15 protein-coding genes are annotated in these 13,677 nt (G+C 67.1%); 11 read left to right on the top strand and 4 right to left on the bottom strand.

Features of this window, described 5'->3' with window-relative positions; translation table 11 throughout:
- Nucleotides 1-2: 2 nt before the first annotated feature.
- The 7 genes from sdhA to AC06FA_RS09975 all read left to right on the top strand — a co-directional run bounded on the left by sdhA (nucleotide 3) and on the right by AC06FA_RS09975 (nucleotide 5,957).
- Nucleotides 3-1,793, top strand: coding sequence for a succinate dehydrogenase flavoprotein subunit (gene sdhA, locus AC06FA_RS09945; protein ID WP_108752787.1), 1,791 nt, complete (start codon nucleotides 3-5; stop codon nucleotides 1,791-1,793).
- A gap of 66 nt (nucleotides 1,794-1,859) precedes the next feature.
- On the top strand, nucleotides 1,860-2,645 hold the full coding sequence (locus AC06FA_RS09950; RefSeq protein WP_108752788.1) for a succinate dehydrogenase iron-sulfur subunit: 786 nt from the start codon (nucleotides 1,860-1,862) through the stop codon (nucleotides 2,643-2,645).
- A gap of 96 nt (nucleotides 2,646-2,741) precedes the next feature.
- Nucleotides 2,742-2,990, top strand: coding sequence for an FAD assembly factor SdhE (locus AC06FA_RS09955; protein ID WP_478068145.1), 249 nt, complete (start codon nucleotides 2,742-2,744; stop codon nucleotides 2,988-2,990).
- A complete protein-coding gene (locus tag AC06FA_RS09960) occupies nucleotides 2,941-3,390 on the top strand; it encodes a hypothetical protein (protein WP_478068146.1) in 450 nt (149 codons plus the stop codon). Before AC06FA_RS09955 ends, AC06FA_RS09960 begins: the two co-directional genes overlap by 50 nt.
- 23 nt (nucleotides 3,391-3,413) lie before the next feature.
- The gene (locus AC06FA_RS09965) at nucleotides 3,414-4,655 is read left to right on the top strand and encodes a lipoprotein-releasing ABC transporter permease subunit (RefSeq protein WP_108752791.1); all 1,242 of its coding nucleotides are present in this window, start codon (nucleotides 3,414-3,416) and stop codon (nucleotides 4,653-4,655) included.
- Nucleotides 4,648-5,361, top strand: a complete 714-nt coding sequence (lolD, locus tag AC06FA_RS09970; RefSeq protein WP_478068147.1) for a lipoprotein-releasing ABC transporter ATP-binding protein LolD — start codon at nucleotides 4,648-4,650, stop codon at nucleotides 5,359-5,361. The genes AC06FA_RS09965 and lolD overlap by 8 nt, the downstream gene beginning before the upstream one ends.
- Before the next feature lie 146 nt (nucleotides 5,362-5,507).
- Nucleotides 5,508-5,957 carry a DUF6491 family protein gene (locus AC06FA_RS09975; RefSeq protein ID WP_478068148.1) on the top strand — a complete coding sequence of 150 codons (450 nt, stop codon included), beginning with the start codon at nucleotides 5,508-5,510 and terminating at the stop codon, nucleotides 5,955-5,957.
- A 67-nt stretch (nucleotides 5,958-6,024) separates the two neighbouring features.
- Here AC06FA_RS09975 and AC06FA_RS09980 read toward each other — a convergent pair whose 3' ends face one another.
- The 3 genes from AC06FA_RS09980 to ftsY all read right to left on the bottom strand — a co-directional run bounded on the left by AC06FA_RS09980 (nucleotide 6,025) and on the right by ftsY (nucleotide 8,819).
- A complete protein-coding gene (locus AC06FA_RS09980) occupies nucleotides 6,025-6,294 on the bottom strand; it encodes an oxidative damage protection protein (RefSeq protein ID WP_478068149.1) in 270 nt (89 codons plus the stop codon).
- 5 nt (nucleotides 6,295-6,299) lie between these two features.
- Nucleotides 6,300-7,424, bottom strand: a complete 1,125-nt coding sequence (mutY, locus tag AC06FA_RS09985) for an A/G-specific adenine glycosylase (RefSeq protein ID WP_478068150.1) — start codon at nucleotides 7,422-7,424, stop codon at nucleotides 6,300-6,302.
- A gap of 114 nt (nucleotides 7,425-7,538) precedes the next feature.
- On the bottom strand, nucleotides 7,539-8,819 hold the full coding sequence (ftsY, locus tag AC06FA_RS09990; protein ID WP_478068151.1) for a signal recognition particle-docking protein FtsY: 1,281 nt from the start codon (nucleotides 8,817-8,819) through the stop codon (nucleotides 7,539-7,541).
- A gap of 129 nt (nucleotides 8,820-8,948) precedes the next feature.
- Between ftsY and AC06FA_RS09995 the strand changes: the two genes are divergently transcribed.
- Nucleotides 8,949-9,248: a hypothetical protein gene (locus tag AC06FA_RS09995; protein WP_478068152.1), complete on the top strand. Its 300-nt coding sequence runs from the start codon at nucleotides 8,949-8,951 to the stop codon at nucleotides 9,246-9,248.
- A gap of 104 nt (nucleotides 9,249-9,352) precedes the next feature.
- Here AC06FA_RS09995 and htpG read toward each other — a convergent pair whose 3' ends face one another.
- Nucleotides 9,353-11,242: a molecular chaperone HtpG gene (gene htpG / locus AC06FA_RS10000; protein ID WP_478068153.1), complete on the bottom strand. Its 1,890-nt coding sequence runs from the start codon at nucleotides 11,240-11,242 to the stop codon at nucleotides 9,353-9,355.
- Between the two features lie 663 nt (nucleotides 11,243-11,905).
- On the opposite strand from htpG, the gene rsmD reads away from it, so the two are divergent.
- The 3 genes from rsmD to AC06FA_RS10015 all read left to right on the top strand — a co-directional run bounded on the left by rsmD (nucleotide 11,906) and on the right by AC06FA_RS10015 (nucleotide 13,591).
- A complete protein-coding gene (gene rsmD, locus AC06FA_RS10005) occupies nucleotides 11,906-12,484 on the top strand; it encodes a 16S rRNA (guanine(966)-N(2))-methyltransferase RsmD (RefSeq protein WP_478068154.1) in 579 nt (192 codons plus the stop codon).
- Between the two features lie 26 nt (nucleotides 12,485-12,510).
- On the top strand, nucleotides 12,511-13,020 hold the full coding sequence (gene coaD, locus AC06FA_RS10010) for a pantetheine-phosphate adenylyltransferase (protein WP_005409091.1): 510 nt from the start codon (nucleotides 12,511-12,513) through the stop codon (nucleotides 13,018-13,020).
- A 79-nt stretch (nucleotides 13,021-13,099) separates the two neighbouring features.
- The gene (locus AC06FA_RS10015) at nucleotides 13,100-13,591 is read left to right on the top strand and encodes a hypothetical protein (RefSeq protein ID WP_478068155.1); all 492 of its coding nucleotides are present in this window, start codon (nucleotides 13,100-13,102) and stop codon (nucleotides 13,589-13,591) included.
- Nucleotides 13,592-13,677 lie beyond the last annotated feature (86 nt).

The raw sequence follows: 13,677 nt of genomic DNA on the forward strand, positions 1-13,677 counted from the left end.
AGATGTCCGCTTACAAGATTACTGAACACAAGTACGACATGGTCGTGGTGGGCGCCGGTGGCGCCGGCCTGCGCGCCACGTTCGGCCTGGCCGCCAAGGGCCTGCAGACCGTGTGTCTGACCAAGGTGTTCCCGACCCGTTCGCACACCGTCGCCGCACAGGGTGGTATTTCCGCCGCGCTGGCCAACATGGGCGAAGACGATTGGCGCTACCACTTCTTCGACACCATCAAGGGCTCGGACTGGCTGGGCGACCAGGACGCCATCGAGTACATGTGCCGCGAGGCCATTCCGGCCATCATCGAGCTGGAACACTACGGCGTGCCGTTCAGCCGTACCGCCGAAGGCAAGATCTACCAGCGTCCGTTCGGTGGCATGACCACCAAGTACGGCGAAGGCCCGGCGGCGCAGCGTACCTGCGCGGCGGCCGACCGTACCGGCCACGCCATGCTGCACACCCTGTACCAGCAGTCGCTGAAGCACGATGCGCGCTTCATGATCGAGTACTTCGCCCTCGACCTGATCTTCGATGACGAAGGCGTGTGCCGTGGCGTGCTGGCCCTGGACATGTCCGACGGCACGCTGCACCTGTTCCGCGCCCAGGGCGTGGTGCTGGCCACCGGCGGTTACGGCCGTGCGTACTTCAGCGCCACCTCGGCGCACACCTGCACCGGCGACGGTGGCGGCCTGGCCATGCGTGCCGGCATCGCCATGCAGGACATGGAGTTCGTGCAGTTCCACCCGACCGGCATCTACGGTGCCGGCTGCCTGATCACCGAGGGTGTCCGCGGTGAAGGCGGCATCCTGCGCAACAGTTCGGGCGAGCGCTTCATGGAACGCTACGCACCGCACTACAAGGACCTGGCCTCGCGCGACGTGGTCAGCCGTTCGATGACCATCGAAATCCGCGAAGGCCGCGGCGTCGGCGAGCACAAGGATCACATCCTGCTCGACCTGACCCACCTGGGCCCGGGCGTGATCGACGAGAAGCTGCCGGGTATTGCCGAGAGCGCCCGCATCTTCGCCGGCGTCGACGTGCACAAGCAGCCGATCCCGGTCATCCCGACCGTGCACTACAACATGGGCGGCATTCCGACCAACTTCCACGGTGAAGTGGTGCGCAAGGTCGGTGACAACCCCGATTCGGTGGTGCCGGGCCTGTACGCGATCGGCGAAGCCGCCTGCGTGTCGGTGCACGGTGCCAACCGCCTGGGCTCGAACTCGCTGCTGGACCTGGTCGTGTTCGGTCGCGCCGTGGCCAACCGCTGCGCCGAGACCATCAAGCCGGGTGCTGCGCACAAGCCGCTGCCGGCCGACGCCTGCGACAAGGCGCTGGGCCTGCTGGACAAGCTGCGCCACGCCAATGGTGATACGCCGACCTCGGTCATCCGTGACCGCATGCAGCGCACCATGCAGGCCGACGCCGCGGTGTTCCGCACCAGCGAAAGCCTGAAGGAAGGCTGCGAGAAGATGGCCAAGGTGTTCGATTCGTTCCAGGACGTGAAGGTTTCCGACCGTTCGCTGGTCTGGAACTCGGACCTGATCGAGACGTACGAACTGAACAACCTGCTGCTGAACGCGGTGGCGACGATCAATTCGGCCGAGCAGCGCAAGGAAAGCCGCGGCGCGCATGCGCACGAGGACTATCCGGATCGCGACGACGTCAATTGGCAGAAGCACACCCTGGTCAGCGTGGACGAGAAGGGCAAGTGCAGCTTCGATTACCGCCCGGTGCACATGTACACGTTGACCGACGACGTGTCCGTGGTGCCGCCGAAGCCGCGCGTGTACTGATCCGACCCCGCCTACCATGCAATCCGCGCCTACGGGCGCGGGCCGCCTGAGCCAACGAGAGCAGCCATGGCCGAGTTTTCACTCCCCAAGAATTCCAAGATCACGAAGGGCCAGCACTTCCCCGCCAAGACCGGTGGCAAGAACGTGCGTACCTTCAAGATCTACCGCTGGAGTCCGGACGACGACAGCAATCCGCGCACCGATACCTATGAGATCGATCTGGACGCCTGCGGCCCGATGGTCCTGGACGCGCTGATCAAGATCAAGAACGAGATCGATCCGACCCTGACCTTCCGCCGCTCGTGCCGCGAAGGTATCTGCGGTTCGTGCGCGATGAACATCGACGGCACCAACACTCTGGCCTGCACCCGCGCCATCGCGGACTGCGGCAAGAAGGAAGTGCCGATCTACCCGCTGCCGCACATGAACGTGGTGAAGGATCTGGTTCCGGATCTGACCCACTTCTACGCGCAGTACGCCTCGATCAAGCCGTGGATCCGTACCCAGACGCCGGCACCGCCGGACCGTGAGCGCCTGCAGTCGCCGGAAGACCGCAAGAAGCTGGACGGCCTGTATGAGTGCATCCTGTGCGCGTGCTGCTCGACCAGCTGCCCCAGCTACTGGTGGAACGGCGAGCGTTACCTGGGCCCGGCGATCCTGCTGCAGGCCTACCGCTGGATCATCGACTCGCGTGATGAAGACACCGGTGCGCGCCTGGACGATCTGGAAGATCCGTTCAAGCTGTACCGCTGCCACACCATCATGAACTGCGCCCGGACCTGCCCGAAGGGCCTGAACCCGGCGCTGGCAATTGCCGAGATCAAGAAGCTGATGATGGAACGCCGCGCCTGATACAGGCCTGGCAGTACCCGGTAGAGCCGCGCCATGCGTGGCTGTGCCCCAGTAGAGCCACGCCATGCGTGGCTTTGCTGTATCTGGAGAGACACGATGGAAGAAGACGTCCTGCTGAAGAAGCTGCGCTGGCGCTGCCGCCGCGGCATGCGCGAACTGGACCAGCTGTTCGAGCGCTACCTGGACCGCGAATGGGGCACTGCGCCGACCGACGAGCGCGAGGTTTTCCTGTTCCTGCTGGAGTGCGAGGACGATAAGTTGTGGCGCTGGTTCATGGGCTACGAGGCCTGCCCGCATGCCCACGCCGTTCCGCTCATGCAGAAGATCCTCGCCCTCAAGGCTTGAGTGGCGCCCCTCGCGCCTGCAGGGCGCGGCGCAGCTGGCGGTGTTGATCGCCGCCCCCTGGCTGCTGCAGGCGTCGGCACTGCCGCACGCGCTGTTCTGGCCGTTGCTGGCGGCGGTCTGGGTGCTGGGCCTGGCCGAACTGGGCTGGCGGCTGCACCGGCCGCGGCGCGCGCTGCTGCTGGCTGCTTTGCCGGCGCCGCTGCAGGTGGCCGGGCAGGACATCGACAGCCCCGCGCTGGTGGAACGAGGGCCGTGGATGCTGCTGCGCTGGCGCCAGCAGGGCCGCCGCCGGTACCTGTTGTTCTGGCCGGATGTGCTTGATCGCGCGCAGCGACGTGAACTGCGACTGGCCGTGGCCGCACGCGCGGTTTCCCGCAGGCCCCGGTCGGTGGCACCATAAGCTGAATTGACCGGCGTGCCTGCATGTTCAAACCCATTCCAGTGGCCATCGGCCTGCGCTACCTGCGCGCCAAGCGCCGCAACGGCTTCATCTCCTTCATCTCGATGGCATCGATCCTGGGCATTGCGCTCGGCGTGACGGTGCTGATCACCACCCTGGCGGTGATGAGTGGTTTCCAGAAGGAAATCCGCAGCCGCCTGCTGCAGATGACCGCGCACACCACCATCAGCCGTGACGGCGAACCCATGCCGGACTGGATGCGGGTGGTGGACGTGGCCAGCAAGGACCCGCGCGTGGCCGGCGCCGCACCGTACATCGAGATCCAGTCGATGATCAGCGGCCCGCGCGTGCAGGGTGCCATCGTGCAGGGCATCGACCCGGCGCTGGAACCGAAGGTGTCGGTGATCGACCAGAAGGTGGTCAAGGGCAGCTACGACAGCCTCAAGCCGGGCAGCTTCAATCTGCTGCTGGGCAAGGAGCTGGCCATCTGGCTGGGCGTGGACGTGGGCGACCAGGTGCTGGTCACCTTTGCCGAAGTGCAGGGCACGCCCGCTGGTGCGGTGCCACGCATGAAGCGCTTCACGGTGAGCGGCATCTTCGAGGCCGGCTACAACGAAGTGGATCGTGGCGTTGGCTTTGCCAACATGCAGGATCTGCAACGCGTGCTGCGCAGCGATGGCGCCACCGGCGTGCGCCTGAAACTGCACGACATGGACCGCTCGCTCGAGGTGGGCGTGGACCTGGCGCAGAACCTCGGCGGGGCCTACCGGGTCAGCGACTGGACCCAGCAGAACGCCAACCTGTACCACTCGCTGCGCATGGAAAAAGTGGTGATGGGCATCCTGCTGTCGCTGATCATCGCCATGGGCGCGTTCAACCTGGTGTCCTCGCAGGTGATGCTGGTGACCGACAAGCAGGCCGACATCGCGATCCTGCGCACGCTGGGCCTGACCCCGGGCGGGGTGATGCAGGTGTTCATGGTGCAGGGCTCGCTGATCGGCATCTTCGGCACCCTGGCCGGCCTGATCGGCGGCATCACCCTGACCCTGAACCTGGAACGCATCCTGGGCGCGATCGAATCGGTGTTCAACGTGAAGCTGCTGCCGGAGGACGTGTACTACATCACCGGCCTGCCCACCGACATGCAGACCGGCGACATCGTGGCGATCACCCTGATCGCGCTGCTGATGAGTTTCCTGGCCACCCTGTACCCCGCCTGGCGGGCCGCACGCACCCAGCCGGCCGAGGCCCTGCGCTATGAATAAGATCGTCAACCGTGGCGATGAAGTGATCCGCGCCGAAGCGTTGGGCAAGACCTACGCCGAAGGCCGCATGCAGACCCCGGTGTTCGATGGCCTGGACCTGCGGGTGAATGCCGGCGAGACGGTGGCGATCATCGGTGCATCCGGCGCCGGCAAGAGCACCCTGCTGCACCTGCTGGGCGGGCTGGACGTGCCCAGCGCCGGCGAGGTGTACGTGACCGGCCAGCGCATGTCCGCACTGTCGGACACCGCGCGCGGGCTGCTGCGCAACCAGGCGCTGGGCTTCGTCTACCAGTTCCACCACCTGTTGCCCGAATTCACCGCGCTGGAAAACGTGATGATGCCGGTGATGTTGGCTGGCACGGCGGTGGCCGAGGCGAGCACGCGTGCCACCGCACTGTTGGAGGCCGTTGGCCTGGGGCATCGCCTGGACCACAAGCCGGGCGAACTGTCCGGTGGCGAACGCCAGCGTGCGGCGGTTGCACGCGCCCTGGTGAACCACCCGGCCTGCGTGCTGGGTGACGAACCGACTGGCAACCTGGACGATCGCACGGCGGCAACGGTGTTCGAGCTGATGCTGGAGCTCAATCGCGCCCGTCATACCAGCCTGGTGCTGGTGACCCACGACCGCAGTCTGGCGCGCCGGCTGGACCGGGTGCTGGAGCTGCGCGAAGGGCGGCTGCACGCGCTGGCGCACGCCGAGGTCTGAGACAGGGTGTGCCCACCCAGGTGGGCACCTGCCAAGGCCAGGTGCGGGCGGGTCTCGCCGACCAGCGGCTGAATTGGGCGGTCCATCGTCGCGCCAGCGTTGCCCGTCGGGGCGCATGATGGGCGCAGTTCCCTGTGGAGACGCCCATGAAGACTCCGTTGCTGCTGGCCGGGCTGTGCCTGGCGCTGGCCGCGTGTGCCACGACCGGCCGCTTGAGCAGTGCCGAGCGGTTGGATCTTTATCGCGCCCACGCCGGTGCGCCGCAGAAGGACATGCAGTTCTTCGGCACGCTCAATGGCTGGACCGAGCTGGGTGACAGTGCGCTGGCGGTGTGGACCAAGCCCAGCGAGGCCTATCTGCTGGAGCTGACCGGGCCCTGCCCGGACCTTTCCTTTGCCCCGGCCATCGGCCTGACCAGCCACATGGGCCGGGTGACGGCGCCGTTCGACAAGGTGCTGGTGCACGATCCGACCGGCGGCCCGCGCCTGCCATGCTTCATCAAGACCATCCGCAAGCTGGATGTGAAAGCGTTGCGCGCGGAGGAAAAGGAAATGCGCCAGGCGCAGGTGCAGGAACGCGAAGAACCCGCGAAGTAACCGGTAGCGCCGGGCCATGCCCGGCGGGTGTCTGCTCGCCGGGCATGCTGGCCCGGCGAGAATCGGCTCAGCCCTCGGGGGTGAAGCCGGCCGGCTTTTCGGCGTCCTTTTCGAACAGGAACTTCACCAGCTCCGCTTCAAGCATCGCGCGATGTTCGGGCTTGCGCGGCGACAGCCGGTTCTCGTTGATCAGCATGGTCTGGTGCGCCAGCCACGCCGTCCAGGCGGGCTTGCCGATCTGGTTGAACACGCGCTGGCCCAGCTCGCCGGGGTAGGGCACGAAATCCAGACCCTCGGCATCGCGTTGTTCGTAGTGGCAGAAGACGGTACGGGGCATGGTGGTTACTCGTGGTTGCGGGTTTTCGGGGTCTTTCGTTTCGGCACCTTGGGGCTGGTGCCTTCCAGCAGCTTGCGGATCGGCGCGGGCAGGCCCAGCGCGGGCAGCTCGTCGGCCGCGACCCAGCGCAGCGAGGGTTCTTCCACGCGCAGGCCGGATACCTGTCGTGACAATACCTGCAGGTGCAGTCTGTAATGGCTGAAGGTGTGCTGCAGCAGCGGCAGTTCCTCGGCATCGTCCAGTGAACCGTCCACGTTGGCGTCGAACCAGTCCTGCAGGTCACTGCCGGCGTCGGCCTGCGGCAGGGTCCACAGCTGGGCCCAGATGCCGGTGTCCGGCCGCTTCTGCAGCAGTATGCGCTGCCGTGCATCGCGCAGCAGCAGCGCCACTGCCTCGCGCTCGGGCAGGGTCTTGCTGGGCTTGGCGGTGGGCAGTTCGGCGGTACGACCTTCGCGGCGGGCCACGCAGTCGTCCTGCAGCGGGCAGATCACGCAGGCCGGTTTGGCCCGGCTGCACACGGTCGCGCCCAGATCCATCTGTGCCTGGGTGTAATCGGCCATGCGCCCGTCGGGCACATGGGCGACATGACCTTCGGCCAGTGCCCACAACTGCTTTTCGATGGCCGGCAGGCCGGGGAAGCCCTCGATGCCGTGATAGCGGCTGAGCACGCGTTTGACGTTGCCATCAAGGATGGCGAACCGGTCGTTCCAGGCCTGGCTGAGGATCGCGCCCGCGGTGCTGCGGCCGATGCCGGGCAGCGCGTGCAGCGCCTCGAAATCCCGCGGCAGCTCGCCGTCGTGCAGTTCCACGCAGCGCTTGGCGGCGGCGTGCAGGTTGCGCGCACGCGCGTAGTAGCCCAGCCCGGCCCACTGCGCCATTACCGCATCGTTGCTGGCCGCGGCCAGGTCGGGCAGGGTCGGGAAGTGCTGCAGGAAGCGGTGGAAATACGGGATGACCGTGGCCACCTGGGTCTGCTGCAGCATGATTTCCGACAGCCAGACGCGGTAGGGGCTGCGCGGGTGCTGCCAGGGCAGGTCGTGGCGGCCGTGCGCGCCGAACCAGTGCAGCAGGCGGGCGACGAAGCGGCCGTCCGGGGCGGTGTTGGCGCTGGCGTGCGGCTGGCGGGGCATCGGGGTTCCGGGGAGGGGCAGCCACCCGTGGGGTGGCTCTACCAGGCCGTCGCGCGGCACCGGGGCGTCGCGCGCGGGGCAGTAGAGCCACGCCATGCGTGGCTGCGCGATATATCAGCCGCCCAGTGCTTCAGGCAGCAGGGCGTCGACAAAGGCTTCCGGATCGAACACGCGCAGGTCTTCCGGACGTTCGCCGATGCCGGCAAAGCGGATCGGAATGCCGAACTCACGGGCCAGCGCAAACACCACGCCGCCCTTGGCGGTGCCGTCCAGCTTGGTCACTACCAGACCGGTCACCTTCACCGCGGCATTGAACTGGCGCAGCTGCGAGAGCGCGTTCTGGCCGGTGGTGCCATCGATCACCATCAGCACTTCGTGCGGCGCGGTTTCATCGATCTTGCCGAGCACGCGGCGGATCTTGCCCAGCTCGTTCATCAGGCCGGACTGCGTATGCAGGCGGCCGGCGGTATCGGCAATCAGCACCGAGGTGCCACGGGCCTTGCCGGCCTGCAGGGCGTCGTAGGCCACCGAAGCGGCGTCGGCGTTCTGCCCCTGGGCGACCACGGCCACACCGTTGCGCTCGCCCCAGGCCTGCAGCTGGGCCACGGCGGCGGCACGGAAGGTATCGCCGGCGGCCAGCATCAGGCTGTGCCCATCGTCCTTGAAGCGCTTGGCCAGCTTGCCGATGGTGGTGGTCTTGCCGACGCCGTTGACGCCGACGGTGAGCACCACGAACGGCTTGGCATTGCGGTCGATCACCAGCGGCTGCGCCACCGGCTGCAGGATCGCGATCAGTTCGCTGCGCAGCGCGGCCAGCAGTGCATTGGCATCGGCGAACTCGCGCGACTTCATGCGCTTGCGCAGGCCTTCCACCAGATCAGTGGTGGCGCCCACGCCGACGTCGGCGGTGATCAGCGCGGTTTCCAGCTCGTCCAGCAGGTCGTCGTCGAGCTTGGGGTTGCGTGAGAACAGGCCGCCGAAGCTGCGCGCGATGACGCTGTTGCGCAGGCGCTCGCGCCAGCCTGGCTTGCCGGCCGGGGCCGGCGGGGCGTCCACCAGGGCCGGCAGGTCGGCGGCGGGCGCGGGCGGTTCCTCGGCGGGAACGACCGGGGCCAGCGGGGCCAGCACGGCGGCCGCGGCGAGCGCTTCGGCCTGCACGTCTTCGGCCGCGACCACCGGCTCGGCGGCCTGCAGCGGCGGCGCTTCGGCGACGGGGGGCTGTACCGGTGCCGGGGCAGCCGGCGCGGGCTCGGCTACCGCAGCGCTTGGGGCTTGCTCGGCCGGCGCGGCAGACGGGAACGCCGCCGCCAGCTCTTCAGCCGAGTAGTGCTGGGTCTTGGGCGCGTCCGGAGCGGCGGCGTCCTGGGGCTTCTTGCGGCGGAAAAAACTGAGCATTGGCAAAAGGCGCTGAAATCAGGGGGATATGCTACCACTCGGGCCTGTCGGCCCGATGTGGACTGAAGGTTGCCGCCTGCCGGCCGCTAACGGGTACGGAGGGCTGCGTTGGGCGGCCCGGAGGCCAACATGAACAGCGTGATGGGAACCGCTCTTTCCGGCATGCGCGCCGCCCAGCAGGGCGTGCAGGTGGCCGCGCACAACGTGGCCAACCTGGCGACCCCGGATGCGCAGCGGCTGCAGGTGCAGCGCAGCGCCGTGGAGCAGGGTGGGGTGGAGACGTCTGTCGCCACCGCAGCGCCGGATGCCAGCGCGCCGCTGGGCGACCTGCTGGCGGCGAAAACCGAGGTGGTGGCTTTCGCTGCCAATGCCGCGCTGGTGCGCCGCCAGGACCAGATGCTGGGCACGTTGCTGGATCGGAACGCCTGAGCCAACCCGCCCTGGTAGGTGCCAACCTTGGTTGGCACCCACAAAGCAGTCGAGCATGGCTCGACTCTACAAACGCCTGCCATGCCCGGCGGCAACCGTATCGGTCAGGCCGACAGCTCCAGCAACAGCTTGTTCAGACGGGCCACATAGGCGCCCGGGTCCTTCAGGCTGTCACCGGCGGCCAGCGCGGCCTGGTCGAACAGCACCCGGCCCAGGTCATCGAAGCGGGCGCCATCGGCTTCGGCATCGAGCTTGGCGATCAACGGGTGGCCCGGGTTGATTTCCAGCACCGGCTTGCTGTCGGGCACCTTCTGCCCGCTCGCTTCCAGGATCTGGCGCATCTGCAGGCCCAGGTCCTGTTCGCCGATGGCCAGCACCGCAGGTGAATCGGTCAGGCGGTGCGACACCCGCACTTCGGCCACGTCATCGCCCAGCACCGTCTTCAGGCGTTCGACCAACGCCTGCTTGTCCTTGGCGGCCGCTTCCTGTTCCTGCTTGTCGGCCTCGCTTTCCAGCGCGCCCAGGTCCAGATCACCACGGGCGATATCGACGAAGCCCTTGCCGTCGAAATCGGTCAGGTAGCCCATCAGCCACTCGTCGATACGATCGGTCAGCAGCAGCACTTCCACGCCCTTCTTGCGGAACACTTCCAGGTGCGGGCTGTTGCGCACCTGGCTGTAGCTCTCGCCGGTCAGGTAATAGATCTTGTCCTGGCCTTCGGCCATGCGCGCGATGTAATCGGCCAGCGACACGCTCTGCGCATCGGCGTCGCCGCGGGTGGAGGCAAAGCGCAGCAGCCCGGCCACCTTTTCGCGGTTGTTGTAGTCCTCGGCCGGACCTTCCTTCAGCACCTGGCCGAATTCCTTCCAGAACGAGGCGTACTGCTCGGGCTTGTCGGCGGCCAGCTTGTCCAGCATGTCCAGCGAGCGCTTGGTCAGCGCCGCCTTCATCGAATCGATGACCGGGCCGGACTGGAGGATTTCGCGCGAGACGTTCAGCGAAAGATCGTTGGAATCGACCACGCCCTTGATGAAGCGCAGGTACAGCGGCAGGAACTGCTCGGCCTGGTCCATCACGAACACGCGCTGCACGTACAGCTTCAGGCCCTTGGGCGCGTCGCGGTGGTACAGGTCGAACGGCGCGCGGCCGGGCACGTACAGCAGCGAGGTGTATTCCAGCTTGCCTTCGACCTTGTTGTGGCTCCACGCCAGCGGATCGCTGTGGTCGTGCGCCACGTGCTTGTAGAACTCGGTGTACTCCGCGTCGCTGATCTCGGTGCGCGGGCGGGTCCACAGCGCGCTTGCGCGGTTGACGGTCTCCCACTCGACCGCGGCGCCTTCTTCGCCTTCCTTCGGCATCTGGATCGGCAGGCCGATGTGGTCGGAGTACTTCTTCAGGATGCTGCGCAGGCGCCAGCCGTCGGCGAAGTCATGCTCGCCGTCCTTCAGGTGCAGCACGATGCGGGTACCGCGCTCGGCCTTGTCGACGGTGGCCACTTCGAAATCGCCTTCGCCGCGCGAGGTCCAGCGCACGCCTTCGCCGGCGGCCAGGCCGGCGCGGCGGGAGGTCACTTCCACTTCGTCGGCGACGATGAAGGCGCTGTAGAAGCCGACGCCGAACTGGCCGATCAGCTGCGAGTCCTTTTTCTGGTCGCCGGACAGCTGGCGCAGGAAATCGCCGGTGCCGGATTTTGCGATCGTGCCCAGGTGGGCGATGGCTTCGGCGCGGCTCATGCCGATGCCGTTGTCTTCGATGGTGATGGTGTGGGCGGTGGCGTCGAAGCTGACGCGCACGCGCAGCTCGCTGTCACCTTCCAGCAGGGCCGGCTGGGTCAGGGCCTCGAAGCGCAGCTTGTCGGCGGCGTCGGCGGCGTTGGAGACCAGCTCGCGCAGGAAGATTTCCTTGTTCGAGTACAGCGAGTGGATCATCAGCTGCAGCAGCTGCTTGACCTCGGTCTGGAAGCCAAGGGTTTCGGTCTGGGGGGTCTCGGTCATCGATAGGGCTCCGTGTGCAATGCCGCGCCAGCGCGTGCGGCCTCGCCAAGGGGTATGGCTGATTGTCCCGAAATCAAGGGGTTGGTCGGGCAGGGCTGCGCCCTGCACCCGCCGGATCAACGTCAACTTCAACGTCAAAAGCGTGCATTACGTGGGATGGCGGGGCGGTGTGGGTGGGCAGGACACGCCGTAAACCCGTCCCTGGGGGCTCGTAGGCGCCATCCATGGCGCCTGCGGTCCTGCCCACCCACACCGCCCCGCCTCTGACAGGTTCACTCGGCTGTTGGTAGGTGTCGACCTTGGTCGACACGGTAGATCCACGCCATGCGTGGATGAAATCTGTCAATTGCCTATACAGATCTGGGGTCAGAGCCCGTTGCGGAGCAACGGGATCCGACCCCGATGCCGTTCCGGCAGACCGTGGGAAACTGTCGAAGGCGGGGTGGGTCCGGTTGAGGGGGTGTGAGCCGCATGGATGCGGCGACCAAGCCCCCATGGACGGGTTTACGGCGTCCCCCTCAACCGGACCCACCCCGCCATCCCACAGAATGCCCGCTGTTGCTCTTGCTCTTGCTCTCGCCTCTACGGGTGCCGGGCAAAGCCCGGCCGAACTACAATCCCCGCCATGCTGAATTTCTTGAACACCCCCCGCGGGGGGCGCCGGTGAGCGGCCGTGGTGGCAATGACGGTCAGGTCCGCATCATCGGCGGGCGCTGGCGCAATACCCGCCTGCCGGTGCCGACCCTGCCGGGCCTGCGGCCCAGCAGCGACCGCGTGCGCGAAACACTGTTCAACTGGCTGATGCCCAGGCTGGCGGGGGCCCGTGTGCTGGACCTGTTCGCCGGCAGCGGTGCGCTGGGCCTGGAGGCCGTCTCGCGCGGCGCCGCCCACGCCACCCTGATCGAGCGCGATGCCCAGCTCGCCCGCAACCTGTCGGCCGCCGTCGCCAAGCTGCAGGCCGCCGAGCAGATCACCGTGGTCCAGGCCGATGCCCTGCGCTGGCTGCAGGGCGCGCCGGCCCTGCAGGCCGATCTGGTCTTCATCGACCCGCCGTTCGCCGATGGCCTGTGGCAGGACGTGCTGGCCCAGCTGCCACGGCACGCAGCCGCCGACGCCTGGTTGTACGTGGAATCACCGGCGGGCCACGTGCCGGTGCTGCCGCCGGACTGGCTGCTGCACCGCGAGGGCGGCACCCGCGAGGTCCGCTTTGCCCTGTACCGCCGTGCCGCTGCTACACTTTGACCTCATCTGAACATCTGCAACCGCCCATGACCGTGGCCAACCGCCGCATCGCCGTCTACCCCGGCACGTTCGACCCGATCACCAATGGTCACATCGATCTGGTGAGCCGGGCCGCGCCGCTGTTTGAAAAGGTCGTGGTGGGCGTGGCGCAGAGCCCGTCCAAGGGCCCAGCGCTGCCGTTGGAACAGCGCGTGCAGCTGGCCCGTGGCGCCCTGGGCCACCACGGCAATGTCGAAGTCATCGGCTTCGATACCCTGCTGGCCCATTTCGTACGTTCGGTGCAGGGCGGAGTGCTGCTGCGCGGCCTGCGCGCGGTGTCCGACTTCGAGTACGAATTCCAGATGGCCAGCATGAACCGCCATCTCATCCCCGAGGTCGAGACCCTGTTCCTGACCCCGGCCGAGCAGCACAGCTTCATTTCGTCCTCGCTTGTCCGCGAGATCGCGCGCCTGGGGGGCGATGTGTCCGGTTTCGTGCCGGCCGCCGTGCTCGAAGCGCTGCGCAAGGTCCGCGAAGCGAAAGCGGCACAGTCGTAACCGCTGCCAAGCGGCCGTTCCTGTAGTACCACGCACCCCCATTACGTACACCAACACGCACCATCTCGGGAGGAAACCCATGAACACCACCATGCGCGCGATGCTGATCGCTTCGTTTGCCCTGGCCTTCACCGCCTGCAAGAAGGAAGAAGCGGCTCCGGTCGACGAGGCCAAGCAGGCCCTGGTCGCCCCGGCCAGGGACGACGATGCAGGCTGGAAGAAGTACCTGCAGGAAGTGGCCATCCAGAACATGGGCAACATCAGCAACAGCCCGTTCCTGTACTACCTCTCGCCGGAATCGGACCCGGACTTCCAGGCCAAGTACGAGCGCCAGACCGAAAGCGCGACCCAGGCCGTGGCCCGTGGCGTGCAGCCGGGCAACATGCTGGCCTTCGGTTCGTCGGCCTCGGGCAAGATGGCTGACATGATCCAGGCCGTGTTCAAGGACGTGTCGCCGGATTCGATGAAGGGCGTGCGCGTCGTCTTCATCGGTCTGTCGGCCGACAACGCCCGCGTGCAGGCTGCCGTGCAGCCGACCGGCGCCGAGTACATTTTCGTCGAAGCCAAGTAATACCGAGCCGTGGCGGCCACGCTGCGGCGTGGCCCGGGCGGCATCCTGCAAGGGGTGCCGCTGATGACCTGACCGTTCCGCGCGCC

Source organism: Stenotrophomonas sp. Steno-C17 (assembly GCF_056393165.1).

Bases quoted from the DNA above. Each gene is read 5' to 3' on its own strand.
- AC06FA_RS10015 (WP_478068155.1), top strand. From the start codon at position 13,100: ATGAACACCACCATGCGCGCGATGCTGATCGCTTCGTTTGCCCTGGCC.
- AC06FA_RS09965 (WP_108752791.1), top strand. From the start codon at position 3,414: ATGTTCAAACCCATTCCAGTGGCCATCGGCCTGCGCTACCTGCGCGCC.
- AC06FA_RS09955 (WP_478068145.1), top strand. From the start codon at position 2,742: ATGGAAGAAGACGTCCTGCTGAAGAAGCTGCGCTGGCGCTGCCGCCGC.
- AC06FA_RS09995 (WP_478068152.1), top strand. From the start codon at position 8,949: ATGAACAGCGTGATGGGAACCGCTCTTTCCGGCATGCGCGCCGCCCAG.
- sdhA (WP_108752787.1), top strand. From the start codon at position 3: ATGTCCGCTTACAAGATTACTGAACACAAGTACGACATGGTCGTGGTG.
- AC06FA_RS09975 (WP_478068148.1), top strand. From the start codon at position 5,508: ATGAAGACTCCGTTGCTGCTGGCCGGGCTGTGCCTGGCGCTGGCCGCG.
- lolD (WP_478068147.1), top strand. From the start codon at position 4,648: ATGAATAAGATCGTCAACCGTGGCGATGAAGTGATCCGCGCCGAAGCG.
- AC06FA_RS09980 (WP_478068149.1), bottom strand. From the start codon at position 6,294: ATGCCCCGTACCGTCTTCTGCCACTACGAACAACGCGATGCCGAGGGT.
- htpG (WP_478068153.1), bottom strand. From the start codon at position 11,242: ATGACCGAGACCCCCCAGACCGAAACCCTTGGCTTCCAGACCGAGGTC.
- coaD (WP_005409091.1), top strand. From the start codon at position 12,511: ATGACCGTGGCCAACCGCCGCATCGCCGTCTACCCCGGCACGTTCGAC.
- mutY (WP_478068150.1), bottom strand. From the start codon at position 7,424: ATGCCCCGCCAGCCGCACGCCAGCGCCAACACCGCCCCGGACGGCCGC.
- AC06FA_RS09960 (WP_478068146.1), top strand. From the start codon at position 2,941: ATGCCCACGCCGTTCCGCTCATGCAGAAGATCCTCGCCCTCAAGGCTT.
- ftsY (WP_478068151.1), bottom strand. From the start codon at position 8,819: ATGCTCAGTTTTTTCCGCCGCAAGAAGCCCCAGGACGCCGCCGCTCCG.
- AC06FA_RS09950 (WP_108752788.1), top strand. From the start codon at position 1,860: ATGGCCGAGTTTTCACTCCCCAAGAATTCCAAGATCACGAAGGGCCAG.